Source organism: Streptomyces sp. ADI95-16, from assembly GCF_003721495.1.
GTDB lineage: Bacteria > Actinomycetota > Actinomycetes > Streptomycetales > Streptomycetaceae > Streptomyces > Streptomyces goshikiensis.
Window position 1 is genome coordinate 5,788,059 of sequence record NZ_CP033581.1, and the last position, 19,966, is coordinate 5,808,024.

The 19,966-nt window shown below is 73.6% G+C and carries 16 protein-coding genes; 7 read left to right on the top strand and 9 right to left on the bottom strand.

Going from position 1 to position 19,966, the window contains the following annotated elements:
• Positions 1-35 precede the first annotated feature (35 nt).
• A complete protein-coding gene (locus EES41_RS26025; RefSeq protein WP_123080532.1) occupies positions 36-1,466 on the top strand; it encodes a sugar porter family MFS transporter in 1,431 nt (476 codons plus the stop codon).
• A 49-nt stretch (positions 1,467-1,515) separates the two neighbouring features.
• On the opposite strand, the gene EES41_RS26030 is transcribed toward EES41_RS26025, so the two are convergent.
• Together EES41_RS26030 and EES41_RS26035 are read right to left on the bottom strand one after the other, a co-directional pair.
• A complete protein-coding gene (locus EES41_RS26030) occupies positions 1,516-2,502 on the bottom strand; it encodes an LLM class flavin-dependent oxidoreductase (protein ID WP_123080533.1) in 987 nt (328 codons plus the stop codon).
• 63 nt (positions 2,503-2,565) lie between these two features.
• Entirely contained in the window at positions 2,566-4,041 is a 1,476-nt protein-coding gene (locus tag EES41_RS26035) for a cytosine permease (RefSeq protein ID WP_123080534.1), read from the bottom strand.
• Between the two features lie 155 nt (positions 4,042-4,196).
• Between EES41_RS26035 and ftsY the strand changes: the two genes are divergently transcribed.
• Positions 4,197-5,420, top strand: a complete 1,224-nt coding sequence (ftsY, locus tag EES41_RS26040) for a signal recognition particle-docking protein FtsY (RefSeq protein ID WP_123080535.1) — start codon at positions 4,197-4,199, stop codon at positions 5,418-5,420.
• Between the two features lie 86 nt (positions 5,421-5,506).
• Here the strand turns inward: ftsY and EES41_RS26045 are convergent, their stop codons facing one another.
• Complete coding sequence (locus tag EES41_RS26045; RefSeq protein WP_123082701.1) at positions 5,507-6,175, bottom strand: bifunctional DNA primase/polymerase; 669 nt, start codon at positions 6,173-6,175, stop codon at positions 5,507-5,509.
• Positions 6,176-6,612: 437 nt separating this feature from the next.
• Between EES41_RS26045 and EES41_RS26050 the strand changes: the two genes are divergently transcribed.
• The 5 genes from EES41_RS26050 (at position 6,613) to ffh (ending at position 14,296) form a co-directional block, all read left to right on the top strand.
• A complete protein-coding gene (locus tag EES41_RS26050) occupies positions 6,613-8,097 on the top strand; it encodes a hypothetical protein (protein ID WP_123080536.1) in 1,485 nt (494 codons plus the stop codon).
• 323 nt (positions 8,098-8,420) lie between these two features.
• A complete protein-coding gene (locus EES41_RS26055) occupies positions 8,421-9,767 on the top strand; it encodes an ammonium transporter (protein WP_073776549.1) in 1,347 nt (448 codons plus the stop codon).
• Positions 9,764-10,102 carry a P-II family nitrogen regulator gene (locus EES41_RS26060; RefSeq protein WP_008739954.1) on the top strand — a complete coding sequence of 113 codons (339 nt, stop codon included), beginning with the start codon at positions 9,764-9,766 and terminating at the stop codon, positions 10,100-10,102. The genes EES41_RS26055 and EES41_RS26060 overlap by 4 nt, the downstream gene beginning before the upstream one ends.
• 17 nt (positions 10,103-10,119) lie before the next feature.
• A complete protein-coding gene (locus EES41_RS26065) occupies positions 10,120-12,573 on the top strand; it encodes a [protein-PII] uridylyltransferase (protein ID WP_123080537.1) in 2,454 nt (817 codons plus the stop codon).
• Positions 12,574-12,727: 154 nt separating this feature from the next.
• Positions 12,728-14,296 (top strand): signal recognition particle protein, encoded by a 1,569-nt coding sequence (gene ffh, locus EES41_RS26070; RefSeq protein ID WP_123080538.1) that lies wholly within the window; start codon positions 12,728-12,730, stop codon positions 14,294-14,296.
• Here the strand turns inward: ffh and EES41_RS26075 are convergent.
• From EES41_RS26075 to EES41_RS26100, 6 genes are read right to left on the bottom strand one after another with little or no spacing between them, the layout of a single operon-like run.
• On the bottom strand, positions 14,286-15,509 hold the full coding sequence (locus tag EES41_RS26075) for an alanine racemase (RefSeq protein ID WP_123080539.1): 1,224 nt from the start codon (positions 15,507-15,509) through the stop codon (positions 14,286-14,288). The genes ffh and EES41_RS26075 overlap by 11 nt on opposite strands.
• Positions 15,509-16,639: an aminotransferase class V-fold PLP-dependent enzyme gene (locus EES41_RS26080; protein ID WP_123080540.1), complete on the bottom strand. Its 1,131-nt coding sequence runs from the start codon at positions 16,637-16,639 to the stop codon at positions 15,509-15,511. The genes EES41_RS26075 and EES41_RS26080 overlap by 1 nt, the downstream gene beginning before the upstream one ends.
• Positions 16,630-17,637: a phosphotriesterase gene (locus EES41_RS26085; RefSeq protein WP_123080541.1), complete on the bottom strand. Its 1,008-nt coding sequence runs from the start codon at positions 17,635-17,637 to the stop codon at positions 16,630-16,632. Before EES41_RS26085 ends, EES41_RS26080 begins: the two co-directional genes overlap by 10 nt.
• Positions 17,634-19,016, bottom strand: coding sequence for a YhfT family protein (locus EES41_RS26090; RefSeq protein WP_123080542.1), 1,383 nt, complete (start codon positions 19,014-19,016; stop codon positions 17,634-17,636). The genes EES41_RS26085 and EES41_RS26090 overlap by 4 nt, the downstream gene beginning before the upstream one ends.
• 6 nt (positions 19,017-19,022) lie before the next feature.
• The gene (locus tag EES41_RS26095) at positions 19,023-19,382 is read right to left on the bottom strand and encodes a DUF2620 family protein (protein ID WP_123080543.1); all 360 of its coding nucleotides are present in this window, start codon (positions 19,380-19,382) and stop codon (positions 19,023-19,025) included.
• A 54-nt stretch (positions 19,383-19,436) separates the two neighbouring features.
• A complete protein-coding gene (locus EES41_RS26100; RefSeq protein ID WP_123080544.1) occupies positions 19,437-19,823 on the bottom strand; it encodes a transcriptional antiterminator in 387 nt (128 codons plus the stop codon).
• Positions 19,824-19,966 lie beyond the last annotated feature (143 nt).

Sequence of the window (19,966 nt, forward strand, 5' to 3'; positions counted from 1 at the left end):
CGCCCGCCGTCGCCGCCGGGCCCCAGGAGCGCACCTTGACCAGCACAGCGAACGCACCCGCGTCGGGCGGTGGAAGCGCGGCCCGGCCCGACCACCTCGGCCACGTCATCTTCATCACCGCGGCCGCTGCCATGGGCGGCTTCCTCTTCGGTTACGACAGCTCCGTCATCAACGGAGCCGTCGTCGCCATCCGCGAACGCTTCGACGTCGGCTCGGCGGCGCTCGCCCAGGTGATCGCCGCCGCCCTGATCGGCTGCGCCTTCGGCGCCGCCACCGCCGGCCGCATCGCCGACCGGATCGGCCGAATCCGCTGCATGCAGATCGCGGCCGCCCTGTTCACCGCGAGCGCCATCGGCTCCGCCCTCCCCTTCGCCCTCTGGGACCTCGCCATGTGGCGGGTCGTCGGCGGCTTCGGCATCGGCATGGCCTCGGTCATCGGCCCCGCCTACATCGCCGAGGTCTCCCCGCCCGCCTACCGCGGCCGGCTGGCCTCCTTCCAGCAGGCGGCCATCGTCATCGGCATCGCCGTCTCCCAGCTGGTCAACTGGGCCATCCTCAACCTCGCCGACGGCGACCAGCGCGGTGAGATCGGCGGCCTGGAAGCCTGGCAGTGGATGCTCGGCGTGATGGTCGTCCCCGCCGTGCTCTACGGCCTGCTGTCCTTCGTCATCCCGGAGTCCCCGCGCTTCCTCGTCTCGGTCGGCCGTACGGAGAAGGCCAAGGGGGTCCTGCGCGAGGTCGAGGGCTCGGGCATCGACGCCGACGCCCGCATCCGCGAGATCGACCGCTCCATGCGCTCCGAGCACAAGTCCACCTTCAAGGACCTGCTCGGCGGCCGCTTCGGCTTCCTGCCCATCGTCTGGATCGGCATCGGCCTCTCGGTCTTCCAGCAGCTGGTCGGCATCAACGTGATCTTCTACTACAGCTCCTCGCTGTGGCAGTCGGTCGGCATCGACCCGAGCGCCTCGTTCCTGTACTCCTTCGAGACCTCCGTCGTGAACATCGTCGGCACCGTGATCGCGATGATCTTCGTCGACCGGATCGGCCGCAAGCCGCTCGCCCTCATCGGCTCCGTCGGCATGGCGCTGTCCCTGGGCACGGCCGCCTGGGCCTTCTCGTTCAAGACCGGGACCGGCGACGACATCTCCCTGCCGGACACCCAGGGCGTCGTCGCCCTGGTCGCGGCCAACCTCTTCGTCCTCTTCTTCGCGCTCTCCTGGGGCGTGGTGGTCTGGGTGCTGCTCGGCGAGATGTTCCCCGGCCGCATCCGCGCCGCCGCCCTCGGTGTGGCCGCCGCCGCCCAGTGGATCGCCAACTGGGTCATCACCGTCTCGTTCCCGTCGCTCTCCGACTGGAACCTGTCGGGCGCCTACATGATCTACACGTTCTTCGCCCTGCTCTCGATCCCCTTCATCCTCAAATGGGTGCCGGAGACCAAGGGCAAGGCGTTGGAGGAGATGGGGTAACCACCCCCGCCAACACCCCCTCTCCTCTTACGACAGGTGCTGCCCCCGCTCATTCCCTGAGCCGGGGCAGCACCTGTTCGCACAGCAGCTGGAGGCTGCGCCAGCCCTCGTCGACCGGCATCCCGCCGCACAGCGGGTGCAGGACCAGGTTCCCCGCCTCGCCGGCGCCCCTGGCGTACGCGACGGCCTCCACCGGGGTCAGCACCCGGTACACGCCCTCCGCGCGCAGCTCCGCGACCGTCCGCGCGCCGGACCGTACGGCGCTGCGGATGTCCTTGGACTGCCAGGAGGCGTACGTCCCGGCCTCGTGCAGGAACCGGTCGCCGTACTCCGCCCAGACCCGGTCCGGGTCCTCCGCGATGTGCAGCAGCGGGGTCTCTGCGGCGGGCATCACGCAGAAGCCCTCCGTCCCGTGCTCCGCGAGCTGCTCCCCGTAGTACGCCTCCAGCTCGGGCAGGTGCGCGCTCGGGAAGAACGGCAGCCCCAGCCGGGCCGCGCGGCGGGCGGCCGCCCGGGAGCTGCCGCCGACCAGCAGCAGCGGGTGCGGCCGGGTGAACGGGACCGGGGTGACCCGTACCGTACGGCCCCGGAACTCGAAGGGCTCGCCGGTCCACGCCTTCAGCAGGGTCTCCAGCAGCTCGTCCTGGAGCCGGCCGCGCCGGCCCCACTCCACGCCGTGCTGCTCGTACTCCTCGGGCCGGTAGCCGATGCCCGCGACCGTGACGAGGCGGCCGCCGCTGAGCAGGTCGAGGACGGCGATGTCCTCGGCCACCTTCAGCGGGTCGTACAGCGGGCCGATGATCGCCGAGACGGTGACGGCGATCCGCCGGGTCGCGCCGAAGACCGCGCCCGCGAAGGCGAACGGCGAGGGCAGCCAGTTGTTGGCGGTGCCGTGGTGCTCCTCGGTCTGGACCGTGTCGACGCCGCGGTCGTCCGCGTAGCGCGCCATCTCCAGCGCGGCCTTGTAGCGGGCGCAGAGCGTCTCGGGGGTGCCGTGCGGGTCGACGAGATTGAACCGGGCCACGGTGATGGGCATGGAGGAGTCCCCCTTCGCCGGATGTGGGTGGACGGGCGAAGGGGGACGTTAGCTGACGTTGCGTCAGTTGCCCAGGGATCCCGTGAGCGCCGGCTCCTCGGACGGGTCCGCGGACCCGGGAGCGGGGGCGGGGGCGGTGCGGGGGAGCAGCGCGTAGAGGACGGCGGACGTGAGGATGCCGGCAGCCCAGCCCAGGCCGTTGCGCCCGATCCAGGTCGAGGCGAGCGGGCCGCCGAACCAGTCGACCTTGGTGAACAGCAGGCCCACCAGCAGGGCCGCGCCCCAGGCGGTCATGGCCTGCCAGGCGAAGCCGCCCCGGTACCAGTAGGCACTGGACGGGGTGGTGTCCAGCAGCGCGGCCCCGTCGTAGGCCGTGCGGCGGAGCATGTCCACGCCGAAGACCCCGATCCACGCGGAGAACGCCACCGCCAGCAGGGTCAGGAACGAGATGAACGAGCCGAAGAAGCTGGTCGCCACCACCATCAGCAGGAAACCGAAGACCAGGCTGATGACGGCGTTGACGCTGACCGCCCACGCGCGGGGGACCTTGATGCCCAGGGTCTGCGCCGTGAACCCGGCGGAGTACATCGACATCGAGTTGATCAGCAGCATGCCGACCAGGGCGATCAGCAGGTACGGCACCGCGAGCCAGGTCGGCAGCAGCTCGCCGATGAAGGAGACCGGGTCCTGCGCGGTCGCCAGGTCGGGCGTGCCGACGGCCATCACCGCGCCCATCAGCACCATCGGCAGGACGACCACGCTCGCGCCGCCGATCGTCGCGCCGACCAGGCCCCGGGAGGAGGCGGTGCGCGGCAGGTAGCGGGTGAAGTCCGGACCGGACGGAACCCAGCTGATGCCGCCCGCCGCGATCGTGCCGATGCCCGCGATCATCATCGCCGTGGAGCCGGCCGGCTTGCCGAAGACGTCCGACCAGTCCGTGGTGGCCACCAGATAGCCGAGCACGAGCACGCTGAACCCGCCGAACAGGTACGTCGACCACTTCGAGCAGACGCGCAGCGCGTTGATGCCGAGCCCCGACACCACGAACGTGCAGGTGACGAAGAACAGCAGCGTGACCACGATCAGCGGGGTGTTCTTCCTGACGCCGAAGAGCAGGTCCAGGACGGTCAGCACCGCGTAGGCGCCGCTGACCGCGTTGATGGTCTCCCAGCCCCAGCGGGCCACCCAGATCAGCGCGCCCGGGAAGAGGTTGCCGCGCTGACCGAAGACCGCCCGGGAGAGCGCCATGCCGGGCGCGCCGCCGCGCTTGCCGGCGATGGAGATGAGCCCGACGAGCCCGTACGACACGACGGGCGCGGCGATCGCGACGACCAGCACCTGCCAGATGTTGAGCTTGTTGAAGATCACCAGGCCCGCGCCCATGGTGAGCAGCAGCACACTGATGTTGGCGGCGACCCAGGTGGGTACGAGCTCGCGGACGCGGCCGTCGCGCTCGGCGTCCGGTACGGGCTCCAGCCCGCGGGTCTCTATCGCGGCGTCCACCGCTCCGTCGGCGGACTCGGCGGGCTCGGCAGGCATGCGGTTCTCCGGGGGACGCGGTCAGGGGGAAGTCGCTCATCATCATGGATGTGCCGCTAAAACCACAAATGGCGGCGTACGGCACGATCGCCATCGCCGGGAGCCACCGCCGAGGTCCCTGCTCCGCGGCGGCCGTGGCCGATACTGGACGGGTTATGGACATCCTCATCCTTGCTGTAGTCATCGCCCTGGTCGCGGTCGGCGCGATCAGCGGGCTCGTGGTCAGCAGCCGCAAGAAGAAGCAGCTGCCGCCCACGGCGCCGCCCAGTACGCCGACCATCACTGCCCCGCCCGCCGAACCGCAGGTGGGGGAGGACGCCGCACCGACGGCCCAAGAGCCGCGCCGCACGATCGAGGAGGTCGGCCTCCCCGAGGCCGAGGCCGAGGTCGCGGAACCCGCCGCCCCGCCGGTCGCCGAGCCCGAGGCGCCCGCCGCCCCCGAGATCGAGGTGCCCGAGCCCACGGCCGGCCGTCTCGTCCGGCTGCGCGCCCGCCTCGCCCGGTCGCAGAACTCGCTCGGCAAGGGGCTGCTCACGCTGCTCTCCCGCGAGCACCTCGACGAGGACACCTGGGAGGAGATCGAGGAGACCCTCCTCATCGCCGACGTCGGTGTCGTACCGACCCAGGAGCTGGTGGACCGGCTCCGCGACCGGGTCAAGGTGCTCGGCACCCGCACCCCGGCGGACCTGCGCGCCCTGCTGAAGGAGGAGCTGCTGACCCTGGTCGGCACCGACTTCGACCGGGCCGTGAAGACCGAGGGCGGCGCCGACACCCCGGGCGTCGTGATGGTCGTCGGCGTCAACGGCACCGGCAAGACCACCACCACCGGCAAGCTGGCGCGCGTGCTCGTCGCCGACGGCCGCAGCGTGGTGCTCGGCGCGGCCGACACCTTCCGGGCCGCCGCCGCCGACCAGCTCCAGACCTGGGGCGACCGGGTCGGCGCGCGCACCGTACGCGGCCCCGAGGGCGGCGACCCCGCCTCGATCGCCTACGACGCGGTCAAGGAGGGCATCGCCGAGGGCGCCGACGTGGTGCTCATCGACACCGCCGGCCGCCTGCACACCAAGACCGGCCTCATGGATGAGCTCGGCAAGGTCAAGCGCGTCGTCGAGAAGCACGGCCCGCTGGACGAGGTCCTGCTGGTCCTGGACGCCACCACCGGGCAGAACGGCCTGACCCAGGCCCGCGTGTTCGCCGAGGTCGTGGACATCACGGGCATCGTGCTGACCAAGCTCGACGGCACCGCCAAGGGCGGCATCGTCGTCGCCGTCCAGCGCGAGCTGGGCGTCCCGGTGAAGCTGATCGGTCTCGGGGAGGGCGCCGACGACCTGGCCCCGTTCGAGCCGGAGGCGTTCGTGGACGCCCTGATCGGCGACTGAGCGCGCCGTCCCGAAGGCGAGTGAGTGCCCCGTGTCCGGCCGGACACGGGGCACTCGTCCGTACGGGGCGGAGCGACAGGGCCCGGCTAGCGGCGGAACCGGTGGCAGAGGTACGCCAGGGTGCCGAGCAGCAGCCGGGCCTGCGGGGGGCCGCCCGCCGAGTCCAGCGCCGGCGGCCGCAGCCAGCTGACCGGACCGAGCCCCGCGAAGTCGGACGGCGGGGCGGTGACGAACGCCCCGGGGCCCAGCGCGCGCAGGTCGAGGTCCGCGTCGTCCCAGCCCATCCGGTACAGCAGCTGCGGCAGCTCGGCCGCGGCGCCCGGGGCCACGAAGAACTGGGCCCGGCCGTCCGGGGTCGCGGTGACCGGTCCCAGCGGCAGGCCCATCCTCTCCAGCCGCACCAGCGCGCGCCGGCCGGCCTCCGCGGAGACCTCGATGACGTCGAAGGCGCGGCCCACCGGGAGCAGCACCGCCGCGCCGGGGTATTCGCCCCAGGCCTCGGTGACCTCGTCCAGGGTTGCCCCGGCCTTGACGGTCGGAGCGAAGTCCAGCGGATGCGCCCCGGGCGCGCTGCAATTCGTATGACCGCAGGAGCACTGGCGGGCGGGGGCCGCGGCGCGGGCGCCCGGGACCGCGTCCCAGCCCCACAGCCCGGTGTACTCCGCCACCGCCGTGCACTCCGACGTCCGGCCGCGGCGCCGAGCGCCGGAACGGAATTCCCTGGTGCTGCGACTGCCGCCGATCGTGAAGCCCATGCCCATGCCCCCTCCAACGGGTCGGACGCGCCGGTGGTTACGACGTAGGCGGGACCGGATGGGAGCCGTGTGCCGAGCGATCCCCGCCCGGCGCACTCCTCGCCGCGCGCGCCCCGGCGCACTCCTGTCCACCCGATCGATTTCGCCTAGGTGTCAAGTGAATCGCGCCTGGCCGGTGGCTAGTTCATTCGAAGGGGTGGCGAATGGTGGCGTTTCTGGAATCGACCTCGCGGTGGAGGTGATCGTAGGATTACTTTCAGTGCACGAACCCGGAAGGCGTATCGAGCGTGGGTATGCCGGAGGCAATCGGTGGAGGACCTGTGAAGGTCCCAGGCGGCGCGGGCCGCCCCGGCCAGGGTTTCGTGTGAAGAAGCTGAGCGGATGGGGGCGTTCCTGTGGGCGGCAACGGCGCAAGCGGAACGAGTGCGGAGTCCGATGTGTCGTCCGAGTCGGAAGTGCCGCCGGGGACCGCCGATCGCAACGAACAACTGACGTCGTGGTTCGTGCGCAGCGGTTGGTCCAAGGGCGAACTCGCCCGCCAGGTCAACCGCCGCGCCCGCCAGATGGGCGCCCACCACATCAGCACGGACACCTCCCGGGTGCGCCGCTGGCTCGACGGCGAACAGCCCCGCGAACCCGTCCCGCGGATCCTCTCCGAGCTGTTCTCCGAACGCTTCGGCTCCGTCGTCGCCATCGAACAGCTCGGCCTGCGCACCGCCCACCAGACCCCCTCGGTCTCCGGCGTGGACCTGCCCTGGGCCGGACCCCAGACCGTCGAGCTGCTCGGCGAGTTCTCCCGCAGCGACCTGATGCTGGCCCGGCGCGGGTTCCTCGGGACCTCGCTCGCCCTCTCCGCCGGCCCCGCCCTCATCGAGCCCATGCAGCGCTGGCTCGTCCCGGTCCCGGCCGCCGACCCCGGACCGCGCACCGGGGGCGGACCGGCGGGCCCCTCCGGGCACCGGCCCCCGCGGCTGTCCGGCCCGGAGCTCGACCTCCTCGAAGCCACCACCGTGATGTTCCGCCAGTGGGACGCCCAGTGCGGCGGCGGACTGCGCCGCAAGGCCGTCGTGGGCCAGCTCCACGAGGTCACCGACCTGCTCCAGGAGAACCACCCGGCCCCGGTCATGAAGCGGCTCTTCAAGGTCGCCGCCGAGCTCTCCGAACTGGCCGGCTGGATGAGCTACGACATCGGCCTGCACCCGACCGCGCAGAAGTACTTCGTCCTCGCCCTGCACGCCGCGAAGGAGGCCGGGGACAAGCCGCTGGGCTCGTACATCCTCTCCAACATGAGCCGCCAGATGATCCACCTCGGCCGCCCCGAGGACGCCCTGGAACTCATCCACCTCGCCCAGTACGGCAGCCGCGACTGCGCGGGCCCCCGCACCCAGGCCATGCTGTATGCGATGGAGGCCCGCGCCTACGCCAACATGGGCCAGCCCAGCCGCTGCAAGCGGGCCGTCCGGATGGCCGAGGACACCTTCGGAGACCTCGCCTTCGGCAGCGAGCCCGAGCCCGACTGGATCCGGTTCTTCTCCGAGGCCGAGCTCAACGGCGAGAACTCGCACTCGTACCGCGATCTGGCCTACGTGGCCGGGCGCAGCCCCACCTACGCCTCCCTCGCCGAACCGGTGATGGCGCGGGCCGTCGAACTCTTCGAGAAGGACGAGGAGCACCAGCGCTCCTACGCCCTCAACCTCATCGGCATGGCCACCGTCCACCTGCTCCAGCGGGAGCCCGAGCAGGCCACCGTCCTCGTCGGACGCGCGCTTGACGTGGCCGGAAAGGTGCGGTCCGAAAGGGTGAACACCCGGCTGCGCAAGACCGTGGACACCGCCGCGCGTGAGTACGGCGACGTCGCCGAGGTGGTCCGGCTGACCGACCACCTCGCCTCCCGGCTCCCCGAGGCCGCGGAGGCCGTCTGACGGCCCTGTGGCCGCCCCCAAGGCGCCGGCCGCGGCAGTCCACCCCGTGAAGCCCGATCAGGCTCCCCCAGCCAGGTCTCCCAGGGTGCTGCCGCGGCCGGTCCCGTGAACGATCCGTTCATGGACGCGTAACACGTACGTCCTCTTCGTCATCGGCGTGAAACACGCAGCGGCGCCGCCGGAAACCGGCCTGCGCGAATCTCAGGGCCAATAACCGGCCAGTCCCCAGGCGGGGCCACCCCCACTCCCAGGCCCCACGCCTTGCGCCGCTCAGGTTTTCACGCTCGCCCGCACGCGAACGTACCGACGACGAGGAGACGCCGATGGCATCAGCCATCACGACCCTCGCGGCAGACGCCCCGACGCTGTCTGCCGCGAACACCGGGTTCATGCTCATCTGCTCCGCCCTGGTCATGCTGATGACCCCGGGACTCGCCTTCTTCTACGGAGGCATGGTCCGCGTCAAGAGCAGCCTCAACATGCTGATGATGAGCTTCATCAGCCTCGGGATCGTCACGATCCTCTGGGTCCTCTACGGTTTCAGCCTCGCCTTCGGCACCGACTCCGGCTCCCTCATCGGCTGGAACTCCGACTACGTCGGCCTCAGCGGCATCGGCATCACCGAGCTGTGGGACGGCTACACCATCCCGGTGTACGTCTTCGCCGTCTTCCAGCTGATGTTCGCCGTCATCACCCCGGCCCTGATCAGCGGCGCCCTCGCCGACCGCGTCAAATTCAGCGCCTGGGCCCTGTTCACGGCCCTCTGGGTCACCGTCGTCTACTTCCCCGTCGCCCACTGGGTCTGGGGCGCCGGCGGCTGGCTCTTCGAACTCGGCGTGATCGACTTCGCGGGCGGCACCGCCGTCCACATCAACGCGGGCGCGGCGGCCCTCGGCGTCATCCTGGTCATCGGCAAGCGCGTCGGCTTCAAGAAGGACCTGATGCGCCCGCACAGCCTCCCCCTCGTGATGCTGGGCGCCGGTCTGCTCTGGTTCGGCTGGTTCGGCTTCAACGCGGGCTCCTGGCTCGGCAACGACGACGGCGTCGGCGCGGTCATGTTCGTCAACACCCAGGTCGCCACCGCCGCCGCCATGCTCGCCTGGCTCGGCTACGAGAAGCTGCGCCACGGCTCCTTCACCACCCTCGGCGCCGCCTCCGGCGCCGTCGCCGGGCTCGTCGCGATCACCCCCTCCGGCGGATCCTGCTCCCCGCTCGGCGCGATCGCCATCGGCGCCATCGCCGGTGTCGTCTGCGCCATGGCCGTCGGCCTCAAGTACAAGTTCAACTTCGACGACTCCCTCGACGTGGTCGGCGTCCACCTCGTCGGCGGTGTCATCGGCTCCCTCCTCGTCGGCTTCTTCGCCACCGGAGGCGTCCAGTCCGACGCGGCCGGCCTCTTCTACGGCGGCGGCCTGGCACAGCTCGGCAAGCAGGCCATCGGAGTCTTCGCCGTCCTCGCCTACTCTCTGGTCGCGTCCGCGCTGCTCGCCTTCCTCCTCGACAAGACGATCGGGATGCGGGTCACCGAGGACGACGAGGTCTCCGGCATCGACCAGGTCGAGCACGCCGAGACCGCCTACGACTTCAGCGGAGCCGGTGGCGGCGCCTCCTCCCGGAGCACCGCCGTCCCCGTGTCCGTCGCCGCCGCGAGCAAGAAGGTTGACGCATGAAGCTGATCACCGCGATCGTGAAGCCGCACCGCCTGGACGAGATCAAGGACGCCCTCCAGACGTTCGGGGTCCAGGGCCTCACGGTCACCGAGGCCAGCGGCTACGGCCGCCAGCGCGGCCACACCGAGGTCTACCGCGGCGCCGAGTACACCGTGGACCTCGTACCGAAGATCCGCATCGAGGTGCTCGTCGACGACGACGCGGCCGATGACGTCATGGACGTCATCGTTTCCGCCGCCCACACCGGCAAGATCGGTGACGGCAAGGTGTGGAGCGTCTCCGTGGACTCGGTCGTCCGGGTCCGTACCGGCGAGCGCGGCGCCGAAGCGCTCTAGGCGACGGGAGCCACCGGGTGACGAGCGTCGAGAACACGACCACGGATCCGACCGATCCGACCGATCCGGCCGGTCAGGCCGGCCCCGGACCCGGCGGCTACGCCGCGGCCCGGCTGCGACTCCTCCAGGAGGAGTCGCGGTCCGGGCCCTCCCGGCGTTCCGCCCTGGCCGGACTGACCGACGACTGGCTGGGCGCGCTGTTCGCGGCCGCCGTACGGGAAACCGGCGTACGGGGTGCGGCCCTGGTCGCCGTCGGCGGCTACGGGCGGGGCGAGCTCTCCCCGCGCAGCGACCTCGACCTGCTGCTGCTCCACGACGGCAAGGCCGCTCCGCGGGCGCTGAGCGCGCTCGCCGACCGGCTCTGGTACCCCGTCTGGGACCTGGGCGTGGCCCTGGACCACTCGGTACGGACCCCCGCCGAGGCGCGCAAGACCGCCTCCGAGGACCTCAAGGTGCACCTCGGGCTGCTCGACGCGCGGCCCGTCGCCGGTGACGCGGGGCTCCTCGCGGGCCTGCGGACCTCCGTACTGGCCGACTGGCGCAACCAGGCCGCCAAACGGCTGCCGCAGCTGCACTCCCTGTGCCGGGAGCGGGCCGAGCGGGCCGGGGAGCTGCGGTTCCTTCTGGAGCCCGACCTCAAGGAGGCCCGCGGCGGCCTCCGGGACGCCACCGCCCTGCGGGCGGTCGCCGCCTCCTGGCTCGCCGACGCCCCGCGCGAGGGACTGGCCGAGGCCCGGCGCCGGCTGCTGGACGCCCGGGACGCGCTGCACCTGGTGACGGGCCGGGCGACCGACCGGCTCTCGCTCCAGGAGCAGGACCAGGTCGCCGCCCGGCTCGGGCTGCTGGACGCCGACGCGCTGCTGCGGGAGGTGTACGAGGCCGCCCGGGTCGTCGCGTACGCCGGTGACGTGACCTGGCGGGAGGTCGGGCGGGTGCTGCGCGCCCGGGCGGCCCGGCCGAGGCTGCGCGGGCTGCTGGGCGCCCGGGGGCAGGCGGCGGCCGAGCGGGCGCCGCTCGCCGAGGGGGTCGTGGAGTCCGAGGGGGAGGCCGTGCTGGCCCTGGCGGCGCGGCCCGACCGGGACCCGGTGCTGCCGCTCCGGTTCGGGGCGGCGGCCGCGCAGGCGGGCGTGCCGGTGTCGCTGCACGCCGTACGGCGCCTCGCGGCGCAGGCGAAGCCGCTCCCGGTGCCGTGGCCGGCGGAGGCGCGGGAGCAGCTGGTGACCCTGCTGGGGGCGGGGGAGCCGACGGTCGTGGTGTGGGAGGCGCTGGAGGCCGAGGGCCTGATCACGCGGCTGCTGCCCGACTGGGAACGGGTGCGGTGCCGCCCGCAGCGCAACCCCGTGCACACCTGGACGGTCGACCGGCACCTGATCGAGACGGCGGTACGGGCCTCCGCGCTGACCCGTCGCGTGAGCCGGCCGGACCTGCTGCTGATGGCGGCCCTGCTGCACGACATCGGCAAGGGCTGGCCCGGGGACCACGCGGTGGCGGGCGAGACCATCGCGCGCGACGTGGCGCAGCGGATGGGCTTCGACGCGCGGGACGTCGCCGTGCTGGGCGTCCTCGTACGGCACCACCTGCTGCTGATCGACACCGCCACCCGGCGCGACCTCGACGACCCGGCGACCGTGCGCTCGGTGGCGGAGGCGGTGGGATCGCCGGGGACGCTGGAGATACTGCACGCCCTGACGGAGGCGGACGCGCTGGCCACCGGGCCGGCGGCGTGGAGCGCGTGGCGCGGCTCGCTGGTGGCGGACCTGGTCTCGCGGGTGGCGTCGGTCCTGCGGGGCGCGGCCCCGCCGGTCTCGGAGGCCGAGATTCCTTCGACGGAGCAGGAACGCCTGGCGGTGGAGGCGCTGCGCACCGGGGAGCCGGTGCTGGCGCTGCACGCCCGCCAGGAGGAGGACGTGGTCGGGGTGGAGCTGGTCGTCGCCGTCCCCGACCAGCCGGGGGTCCTCCCGGCGGTCGCGGGCGTCCTGGCGCTGCACCGGCTCACGGTCCGCGCCGCCGACCTGCGCTCGCTGGAGCTCCCGGACCGGCTGGGCGAGGTGCTGGTGCTGCGGTGGCGGGTGGCGGCCGAGTACGGGGCGCTGCCGGAGGGGGCCCGGCTGCGGACGGACCTGATCCGGGCGCTGGACGGCTCGCTGGACGTCCCGGCGAAGCTGGCGGACCGGGAGGCGGCGTACCCGCGCCGGCGGGGCGTCGTCCCGCCGCCGCCGCGGGTGACGGTGGTCCCGGACGTGTCCTCGCTGGCCACGGTCCTGGAGGTGCGCGCCCCGGACGCGGTGGGGCTGCTGCACCGGATCGGGCGGGCGCTGGAATCCGCCGGGGTCCGCGTCCGCAGCGCGCACGTCTCGACCCTCGGCGCCAACGCGGTCGACTCCCTGTACGTCGTCGACCCGGACGGCAAACCCCTCACCGCCCCGGCGGCCACCGCGCTGGCCGCGACCCTGGAAGCCGCCCTCCGCTGACCCGGGGCCCGGGCCCCGCGCGGCGGCGGCCGTCGCGCGCGGGCCGGGGGCGGGCCGGGCTCGGGTCCGGGAACGGGCGGGTCCCCGGACAGGGGAAGGGCCCGATACCCTGGGGGGCGACCACACGCCCCCGACCCGAGGAATCGCGACCACCGTGTTCGATACGCTTTCCGACCGCCTCAGCGCGACCTTCAAGTCCCTCCGGGGCAAAGGTCGCCTCTCCGAGCAGGACATCGACGCTGCGGCGCGGGAAATCCGTATCGCCCTCCTTGAGGCCGACGTCGCCCTCCCGGTCGTCCGCTCCTTCATCGCGAACGTCAAGGAGCGCGCCCGCGGCGAAGAGGTCTCCAAGGCCCTGAACCCGGGCCAGCAGGTCCTCAAGATCGTCAACGACGAGCTCGTCTCGATCCTCGGCGGCGAGACCCGCCGCCTGCGCTTCGCGAAGACCGCGCCCACCGTGATCATGCTCGCGGGTCTCCAGGGTGCCGGTAAGACCACCCTCGCCGGCAAGCTCGGCCTGTGGCTGAAGGGGCAGGGCCACGCCCCGCTCCTCGTGGCCTGCGACCTCCAGCGCCCCAACGCCGTGAACCAGCTCAGCGTCGTCGCCGAGCGCGCCGGCGTGGCCGTCTACGCGCCCGCCCCCGGCAACGGCGTCGGTGACCCGGTCCAGGTCGCCAAGGACTCCATCGAGTACGCGCGCACCAAGCAGTTCGACATCGTCATCGTCGACACCGCCGGCCGCCTCGGCATCGACCAGGAGCTGATGCAGCAGGCCGCGGACATCCGCGACGCCGTCAGCCCGGACGAGATCCTCTTCGTCGTCGACGCCATGATCGGCCAGGACGCGGTCAACACCGCCGAGGCCTTCCGCGACGGCGTCGGCTTCGACGGCGTCGTGCTCTCCAAGCTCGACGGCGACGCCCGAGGCGGTGCCGCGCTCTCCATCGCGCACGTCACCGGCAAGCAGATCATGTTCGCCTCGAACGGCGAGAAGCTCGACGAGTTCGACGCGTTCCACCCCGACCGCATGGCGGGCCGGATCCTCGACATGGGTGACATGCTCACCCTCATCGAGCAGGCCGAGAAGACCTTCAGCCAGGCCGAAGCCGAGAAGATGGCGGCCAAGCTGGCGAAGGGTCCCAAGGAGTTCACGCTCGACGACTTCCTGGCCCAGATGGAGCAGGTCCGCAAGATGGGCTCCATCTCCAAGCTCCTCGGCATGCTGCCGGGCATGGGTCAGATCAAGGACCAGATCAACAACATCGACGAGCGCGACGTGGACCGCATGGCGGCGATCATCAAGTCGATGACCCCGGCCGAGCGCCAGGACCCGCACCTCATCAACGGCTCGCGCCGCGCCCGTATCGCCAAGGGTTCCGGCGCCGAGGTCAGCGCCGTGAAGTCGCTCGTGGAGCGCTTCTTCGAGGCCCGCAAGATGATGTCCCGCATGGCCCAGGGCGGCGGGATGCCCGGCATGCCCGGCATCCCGGGCATGGGTGGCGGCCCCGGCCGGCAGAAGAAGCAGGTCAAGCAGGCCAAGGGCAGGCGCAAGAGCGGCAACCCGATGAAGCGCAAGGAAGAAGAGGCCGCTGCGGCCGCCCGTCGCGAGCAGGGCCCGCAGGCCGTCGAGCCCGCCGCCGGCAACCCGTTCGGGCTGCCCGCCGGCGGCCAGGACGGCCAGGACTTCGACCTCCCGGACGAGTTCAAGAAGTTCATGAAGTAGCCCGTGCGCGGGTGGGGCCCCGGTCGTCGTGACGGCCGGGGCCCTTGCCGTACGCCCGGCCGAGCGCGTCGTACTGCCCCACCAGCCGCGCGGACCCGCCGGACAGCCCGGCGACGACCGCGACCCGGCTGCGGGTGACGAAGATCTGGGTGCGGAAGGCCAGGACCACCGTGTCCCCGGCCCGCACCCGCCCGGCGCCGCCCGCCGGGGCCGCGAGCAGGCGGTAGTAGTCGATGTTCCCGGCCGGGGCCTCCTCGACCGCCAGGCGAGCGCCGGTCCGCGCGAGCAGCGCGCCCCGGATCACCGCGCGCGGGTAGAACCCGCCCCCGTACACCGCCGGACGGCCGTCGGCGAGGGTGTGCGCCACCTCGGTCACGTACACGTACGCGGGCCGCTCCGGCTGCCGCCGGTCCACGGCGTGCAGCGGGGTCGTGCCCGTCAGGGCGTGCCCCGGCTCCCCGTGGGTGGCGCCGTGCTCCGCCAGCAGCGGCAGCGCGGCCACCGAGGTGGCGCCCGGCGCGCTCAGCTTCAGCCCCGTGTGCCCGCGCGCCGCCAGCGCCGCCCGCGCCGCGACCGCCCGCGCCAGGTTCGCGGTCGGCCCGGGCAGCCCCGACACGGGGTCGCACACCACGCACGGGAACGCCGTCACCCCCGCGATCCGGATCCCCGGCAGCCGCTCCAGCCGCTCGGCGTACCCCTCCAGCGCCTCCGGCGGTACGCCGCCCTCCTGCCCGGCGAACCCCGTCCCCGCGGCCGCCTCCAGCCGTACCAGCACGTCCTGTACGAAGCCCAGCGCGCGCGCCGCGGCGGAGACGGCCCGCGCGTTGTCGAGGTCGAACACCGTCACCGCCTCCGGGCGCCAGGCCAGCAGCTCCGGCAGCGCCCGGCGCGGGATCTGTACGAGGTGCCCCAGGTTCCCGGCCCGGACCCCGGCGGCCCGCAGCGCCCGCGCCTCGGCGGGGTCGATCGCCGCGAAGGCCGGCAGGTGGCGGGCGACGGCCCGGACCAGCTCGGGGCTGCGCCCGAACTGCTTGGCCACGCACCACAGGCCCAGCCCGTACCGCTCCGCCCCGGCGGCGAGCGCGGCCGCGTTGGCCTCGACGGCGTCCAGGTCCAGCACGTACGTGTCGGGCGGGATCACCCCCGCGCCGTGCAGGGCGGCGGCCGCCTCGGCCAGCGCCGGATTGCGCCCGAGCACCGCGTCCAGGAACATCAGCGGCCGCCTTCCCGGTCCCGGCCCCGGTCCAGCTCCACGAGCGAGCGGCGCAGGATCCCCAGGACCAGATCCGCCCCGGCCCGCATCGGGTTGATCCGCACCGTCCGGTCGGCGAGCCCGGGGGAGTCCGCCAGCGAGGAGCCCGACAACCGGTAGAACAGCGGGGCGATCTCGTACCGGGAATTGCACCCCACCGGATACGGCGCCGCCCCGAACCGGGCCGCGACGGCCGGCAGCTCCCGCGCCACCGGCCGCTCCAGGCGCACCAGCACGCACCGGTCCTGCGCGTTCGCGATCCGCACCTCCGCGACCCCCGGCACCTCCCCGGCCGCCAGCCGGGCGGCCACCTCCCGCGTCACCTGTGACTGGAGCGCCCACATGACCGGGACGTGGGTGAGCGCCCGCAGCGCGTCCAGTGCCTGCTGCCCCTGGACCTGCCCGCCGCCGGAGTAGTTGTCGCGGCGGACCCGCCCGACCAGATCGCGGGCCCCGGCGACCACCCCGACCCCCTCGGGCCCGTGCAGCTTGAACAGGGAGAAGCAGGAGGCGTCGGCGCCCAGCTCCACCCCGCACGCCGGGACCCGCAGCACGGCGTAGTTGTCGTCCACGACCGTCCGCACCCCGGCGGCCGCGCAAGCGGCGAGCACCTCCCCCGGATCGTAGGAGTCCCCGAGCCGCTGGCGGGTGTGCTGCACGTAGGCGAACCGGAACCGCCCGCCCGCCAGCGCCTCCTTGAGGTCGCGGGGCCGGTTGAAGTCCGTCTCCACGCACTCCACGCCCAGCCCCCGCAGGGTGACGGCCGTGCTCCGGTACACCGGCGCCCGGTGGATCAGCAGCGGTTCCCCGGCGCTCACCGCGGCGCCCAGCGCGGCCCGGATGGCGCCGGTCCCGGCGCCCTGCACCAGCGCGGCGTCCTCGGCCCCCAGGAACTCGGCGAGCACCGCCTCGACCCGGGCGGTCGTCCGGGGCCGCCCCAGCCCGGGGACCACCCCGGCGTCCGCCTCGAAGAGCTGCGGGCCCTCGAAACGGGCCGCGACGCACTCCAGCAGCCGGAACTGGCGGGCCACCGCGTCCGCGAGCGGGATCGTGGCCAGCGGGAACGTCTCGGGAAGCCGCGTCACCGGCACTCCTCCTCCACGAGGTCGGCGCCGGGATCGGCGTCGGTGTCGGCTTCGGTGTCGGCTTCGGCGCCGGTCAGGAACCGGAGCACATTGCGCCGGGTCATCAGGTCGATCAGGTCCTCGCCCACCCCCGCCGCCCGCAGCCGGGGCAGGAACGAGCGGAACAGGTGCCCGTACCCCTGGCCGCCGCGCGCCGACAGGTAGCCGCGCCGGGAGACGTCGCAGCTCAGCAGCGCCCGGTCGGCGTACCCGGCCTCCAGCAGGGCGAGCAGCAGCCGCAGCCGTACGGCGTCGCTGCGGTAGTGCTCCTTGCCCACGGTGTCGAAGGCGACGTACGCCCCCGCCGCCGCCATCTCCCGGTGCGCCGCGGGGTCGTCCAGCAGGTCCTGGTGCCCCACGCAGACCCGGTGCGGCGCCAGCCCGGCGCCGGTCAGCAACTCCAGCTGGGCCCGGCCGCCCCGCCCCAGCCCGGCGTGCGTGGACACCGAGAGCCCCGTCGCCGTGGCGGCCCGCGCGGCGGCCAGCAGCGAGCGGGCCTCGGGCTCGCTGGGCCGGTCGCCGTGGCTGCCGACCTCGCCGATGACCCCTGGGCGGATGCCGGTGGCGCCGATTCCGCCCTCGATCTCGGCGATCAGCGTCGCGGCGAGCTCCGCCACGTCCGCGCGCCCGACCTCCGCCGGGTGGAACCCCTCGTGGTACCAGCCCGTGCCCGCCACCACCGGCACTCCGCAGGCCCCCGAGATCCGGGCCAGCGCCGCGGCGTCGCGGCCCATGCCCCGGCAGGTCAGCTCCACCACGAGGGAGAGCCCGAACTCCTCGCGCAGGGCGGCGAGCTCCGCGGTGACGGCGGGCCCGTCGGCCGCCGGGTCCAGGGCGGCGGCCGCGTCCCCCGCCCGGCTCAGGTCCAGGGCGAGGTGCTCGTGGGCCAGCGCGGGCCCCCGTACGGCCGTGGCCGCCAGCGGCCCCAGTACGGTCCGCAGCGTGCGCACGGCGACGGCCGTCATGCCGGACCTCCCGCCACCGGGGTGAACAGGCCCAGCCAGTACAGCCCGTTGAGCGCCACACCGCCGGCGAGCACGGCGGCCGGGGCGGCGGCCATCCGTACCACCGGCCGGCCCATCGCCTCGTTGAGCAGGTACAGCCCGCCGCAGATCAGGATGCCGAGCCCGCCGCCCATCGCGTTGGCGGCCATCAGCGAGCCGAAGAGGATGGCGAGCCCCAGCGCGTCCCCGATGGCCGCGCGCAGGTGCTCCGAACAGTCGCGGACGCTCGGCAGCCGGCCCAGCGCCCTGCCGATGGAGGACAGCGCGAGGACTTCGAGGGCGAAGACGAGGGCGCCGACGGCGGCCGCCACGAAGGGGTTCGGCAGCAGGTACCCGATCGGGTACACGAGGGTGAAGCCCGCGATCCCGTACGCGCCGGAGGCCAGGGCGGTCGTCGCGATCAGCGGGAGGAAGCCGAACACCCGGTAGAAGTCGACCTGCGCGGCCTCGGCGTACTGGCCCTTCGCGATGAGGAAACTGGTCGCCTCGCCCCCGCCGAACACCTTCATCTGGGCGAGTGCGCAGACGCCCGCGCCGAGCGCCATGAACAGCGGCAGGTGACGCCGCAGCCGGGCCGCCCCGGAGCTGAACAGCGAGGCCATCGGATCCTCGGCGCCCGGGCCCGGACCCCCGCCCCCGCCCACGCCCCCGGCCCCTTCCGCGGCCACGGTCCCCGAGGCCCGTGCGGTCCGCACGTCGGCGGCCACCGCGAAGCCGATCAGCATCAGCACGCCCACCGCCATGGCGGGCGCGCCCGCGAACACCCCCGGCCACACCCGCATCGTCAGGACCACCAGTCCCAGCGTCACGGCGCCCGTCAGACCGCCCCGCAGCCGCCCGAACTGCTTGGTCACCGCGAGCGCCGGGAACAGCGCGAACAGGAACAGGATCGGCGTGGACATCTGCCGCATGGCCGTCAGGAAGTCGACCGGCAGCCCGTGCGCCAGCTCGTTCGCGCCGCCCAGGCCGTAGACGACGACGGCGCCCCAGGCCGCGCCGAGCAGCGGGGCCAGCCACCGGCGCGGGGCGAGGATGCCGAGCACATCGGTCGGCAGGAACAGCAGCCAGGGGTTGAGCACCCCGGTGGACAGCGCCATCGGCGCCCCGAGCCCGAACACGAACCCGGCCGAGAGCCCGAAGGACACGGCGCCGGTCGCGTTGCGGGTGGCGCGCCCGTGGATGAAGTCGAGCATGAACGGGCGTACCCCGTCGTTGAAGACGGCCAGTGCCATGTGCGCGGCCCCCGCGGTCAGCGCGCACACCCCGACGACCAGCAGCTTCTGGGCCGGCGAGAAGTCCAGGCCGGCGGCGTCCGCGGCGGCGGCGAGGGCGGTGCCCACCCGGGGTCAGACGGTCCGGGCGGCGATGGCGCGGGCCATCAGCGGGGCGAGCGTGTCGATCCGGTCGAGGGCGAAGCCGAACACCCGCTTGCCCTCCGCCAGCAGGGCCGTGACATCCGCCTCGGTGGGGACCGACCGGCCGAAGGTGTGGCAGTCGGCGCGGCCCAGCAGACCGACGAGCACCCCGAGGGAGGCGCCGGCGCCGGTGTGGCAGGTCCCGAGGAAGTAGTCGGCCCGGCCCGCGCTGAGCGCCGCCGCCGCGTCCATGTCGTTGGAGACGGCGATCTCGATGCCGGCGATGCCGAGGCCGGTGACGGCGGTGACCACTTCGGCCTTGCCGACGCCACCGGTGAGGATCTTCGCCATGGTCGTGCTCCTTGCTCTGCGCGCCGGATCTGCGCGAAGGGTCAGCGGGACGGGTCAGCGGGACGGGTTCTCAAGGGGACGGGCGGCGAGTGCGGCGAGGTGCAGGCCCAGGAAGCCGATCTCGGCGGCGGGCAGCAGGGCGCCGAGGGAGCCCGCCGCGCGCCCGGAGATGGCGCGGGCCCGCTCCACGGCCTCGGGGTGACCGGCCAGCTCGGCGGCCACCCGCTCGTCGGCGTCGCCGGGCTCGACGGGCTCCCCGTCCAGCACCCGGGTCAGGGCCAGCAGCAGATGGCTCGTCAGCATCCCGGCCGTGGCCTCCGTGACGGTCCGGCCCTCGGCCGCGAGCGCGCGAAGCTCGGCGGTGACGAACGCGGCGACCTCGGGGCGGACCCGGCCGCTGTCCCGGAAGAGCCGGATGCGGAGTGCGAGCTGATCGTCCACGGCCGTCCTCGGTCGTCTGCGCGGTCTTCCGGGGCGGTGCGCGGGCCGGTACCCGTGGTCATCCGGGTGGCCGGATCTCGCCCGGGGCCACAATGGTCGATCAGCGCCCCGGCACCCGCCCCGACGCCCCGGGGGACCCGGCG

Coding starts and splice junctions, on each gene's coding strand:
- ftsY (WP_123080535.1), top strand. CDS start 4,197: ATGGACATCCTCATCCTTGCTGTAGTCATCGCCCTGGTCGCGGTCGGC.
- EES41_RS26085 (WP_123080541.1), bottom strand. CDS start 17,637: ATGACGGCCGTCGCCGTGCGCACGCTGCGGACCGTACTGGGGCCGCTG.
- EES41_RS26035 (WP_123080534.1), bottom strand. CDS start 4,041: ATGCCTGCCGAGCCCGCCGAGTCCGCCGACGGAGCGGTGGACGCCGCG.
- EES41_RS26075 (WP_123080539.1), bottom strand. CDS start 15,509: ATGTTCCTGGACGCGGTGCTCGGGCGCAATCCGGCGCTGGCCGAGGCG.
- EES41_RS26055 (WP_073776549.1), top strand. CDS start 8,421: ATGGCATCAGCCATCACGACCCTCGCGGCAGACGCCCCGACGCTGTCT.
- EES41_RS26095 (WP_123080543.1), bottom strand. CDS start 19,382: ATGGCGAAGATCCTCACCGGTGGCGTCGGCAAGGCCGAAGTGGTCACC.
- EES41_RS26060 (WP_008739954.1), top strand. CDS start 9,764: ATGAAGCTGATCACCGCGATCGTGAAGCCGCACCGCCTGGACGAGATC.
- EES41_RS26045 (WP_123082701.1), bottom strand. CDS start 6,175: ATGGGCTTCACGATCGGCGGCAGTCGCAGCACCAGGGAATTCCGTTCC.
- EES41_RS26030 (WP_123080533.1), bottom strand. CDS start 2,502: ATGCCCATCACCGTGGCCCGGTTCAATCTCGTCGACCCGCACGGCACC.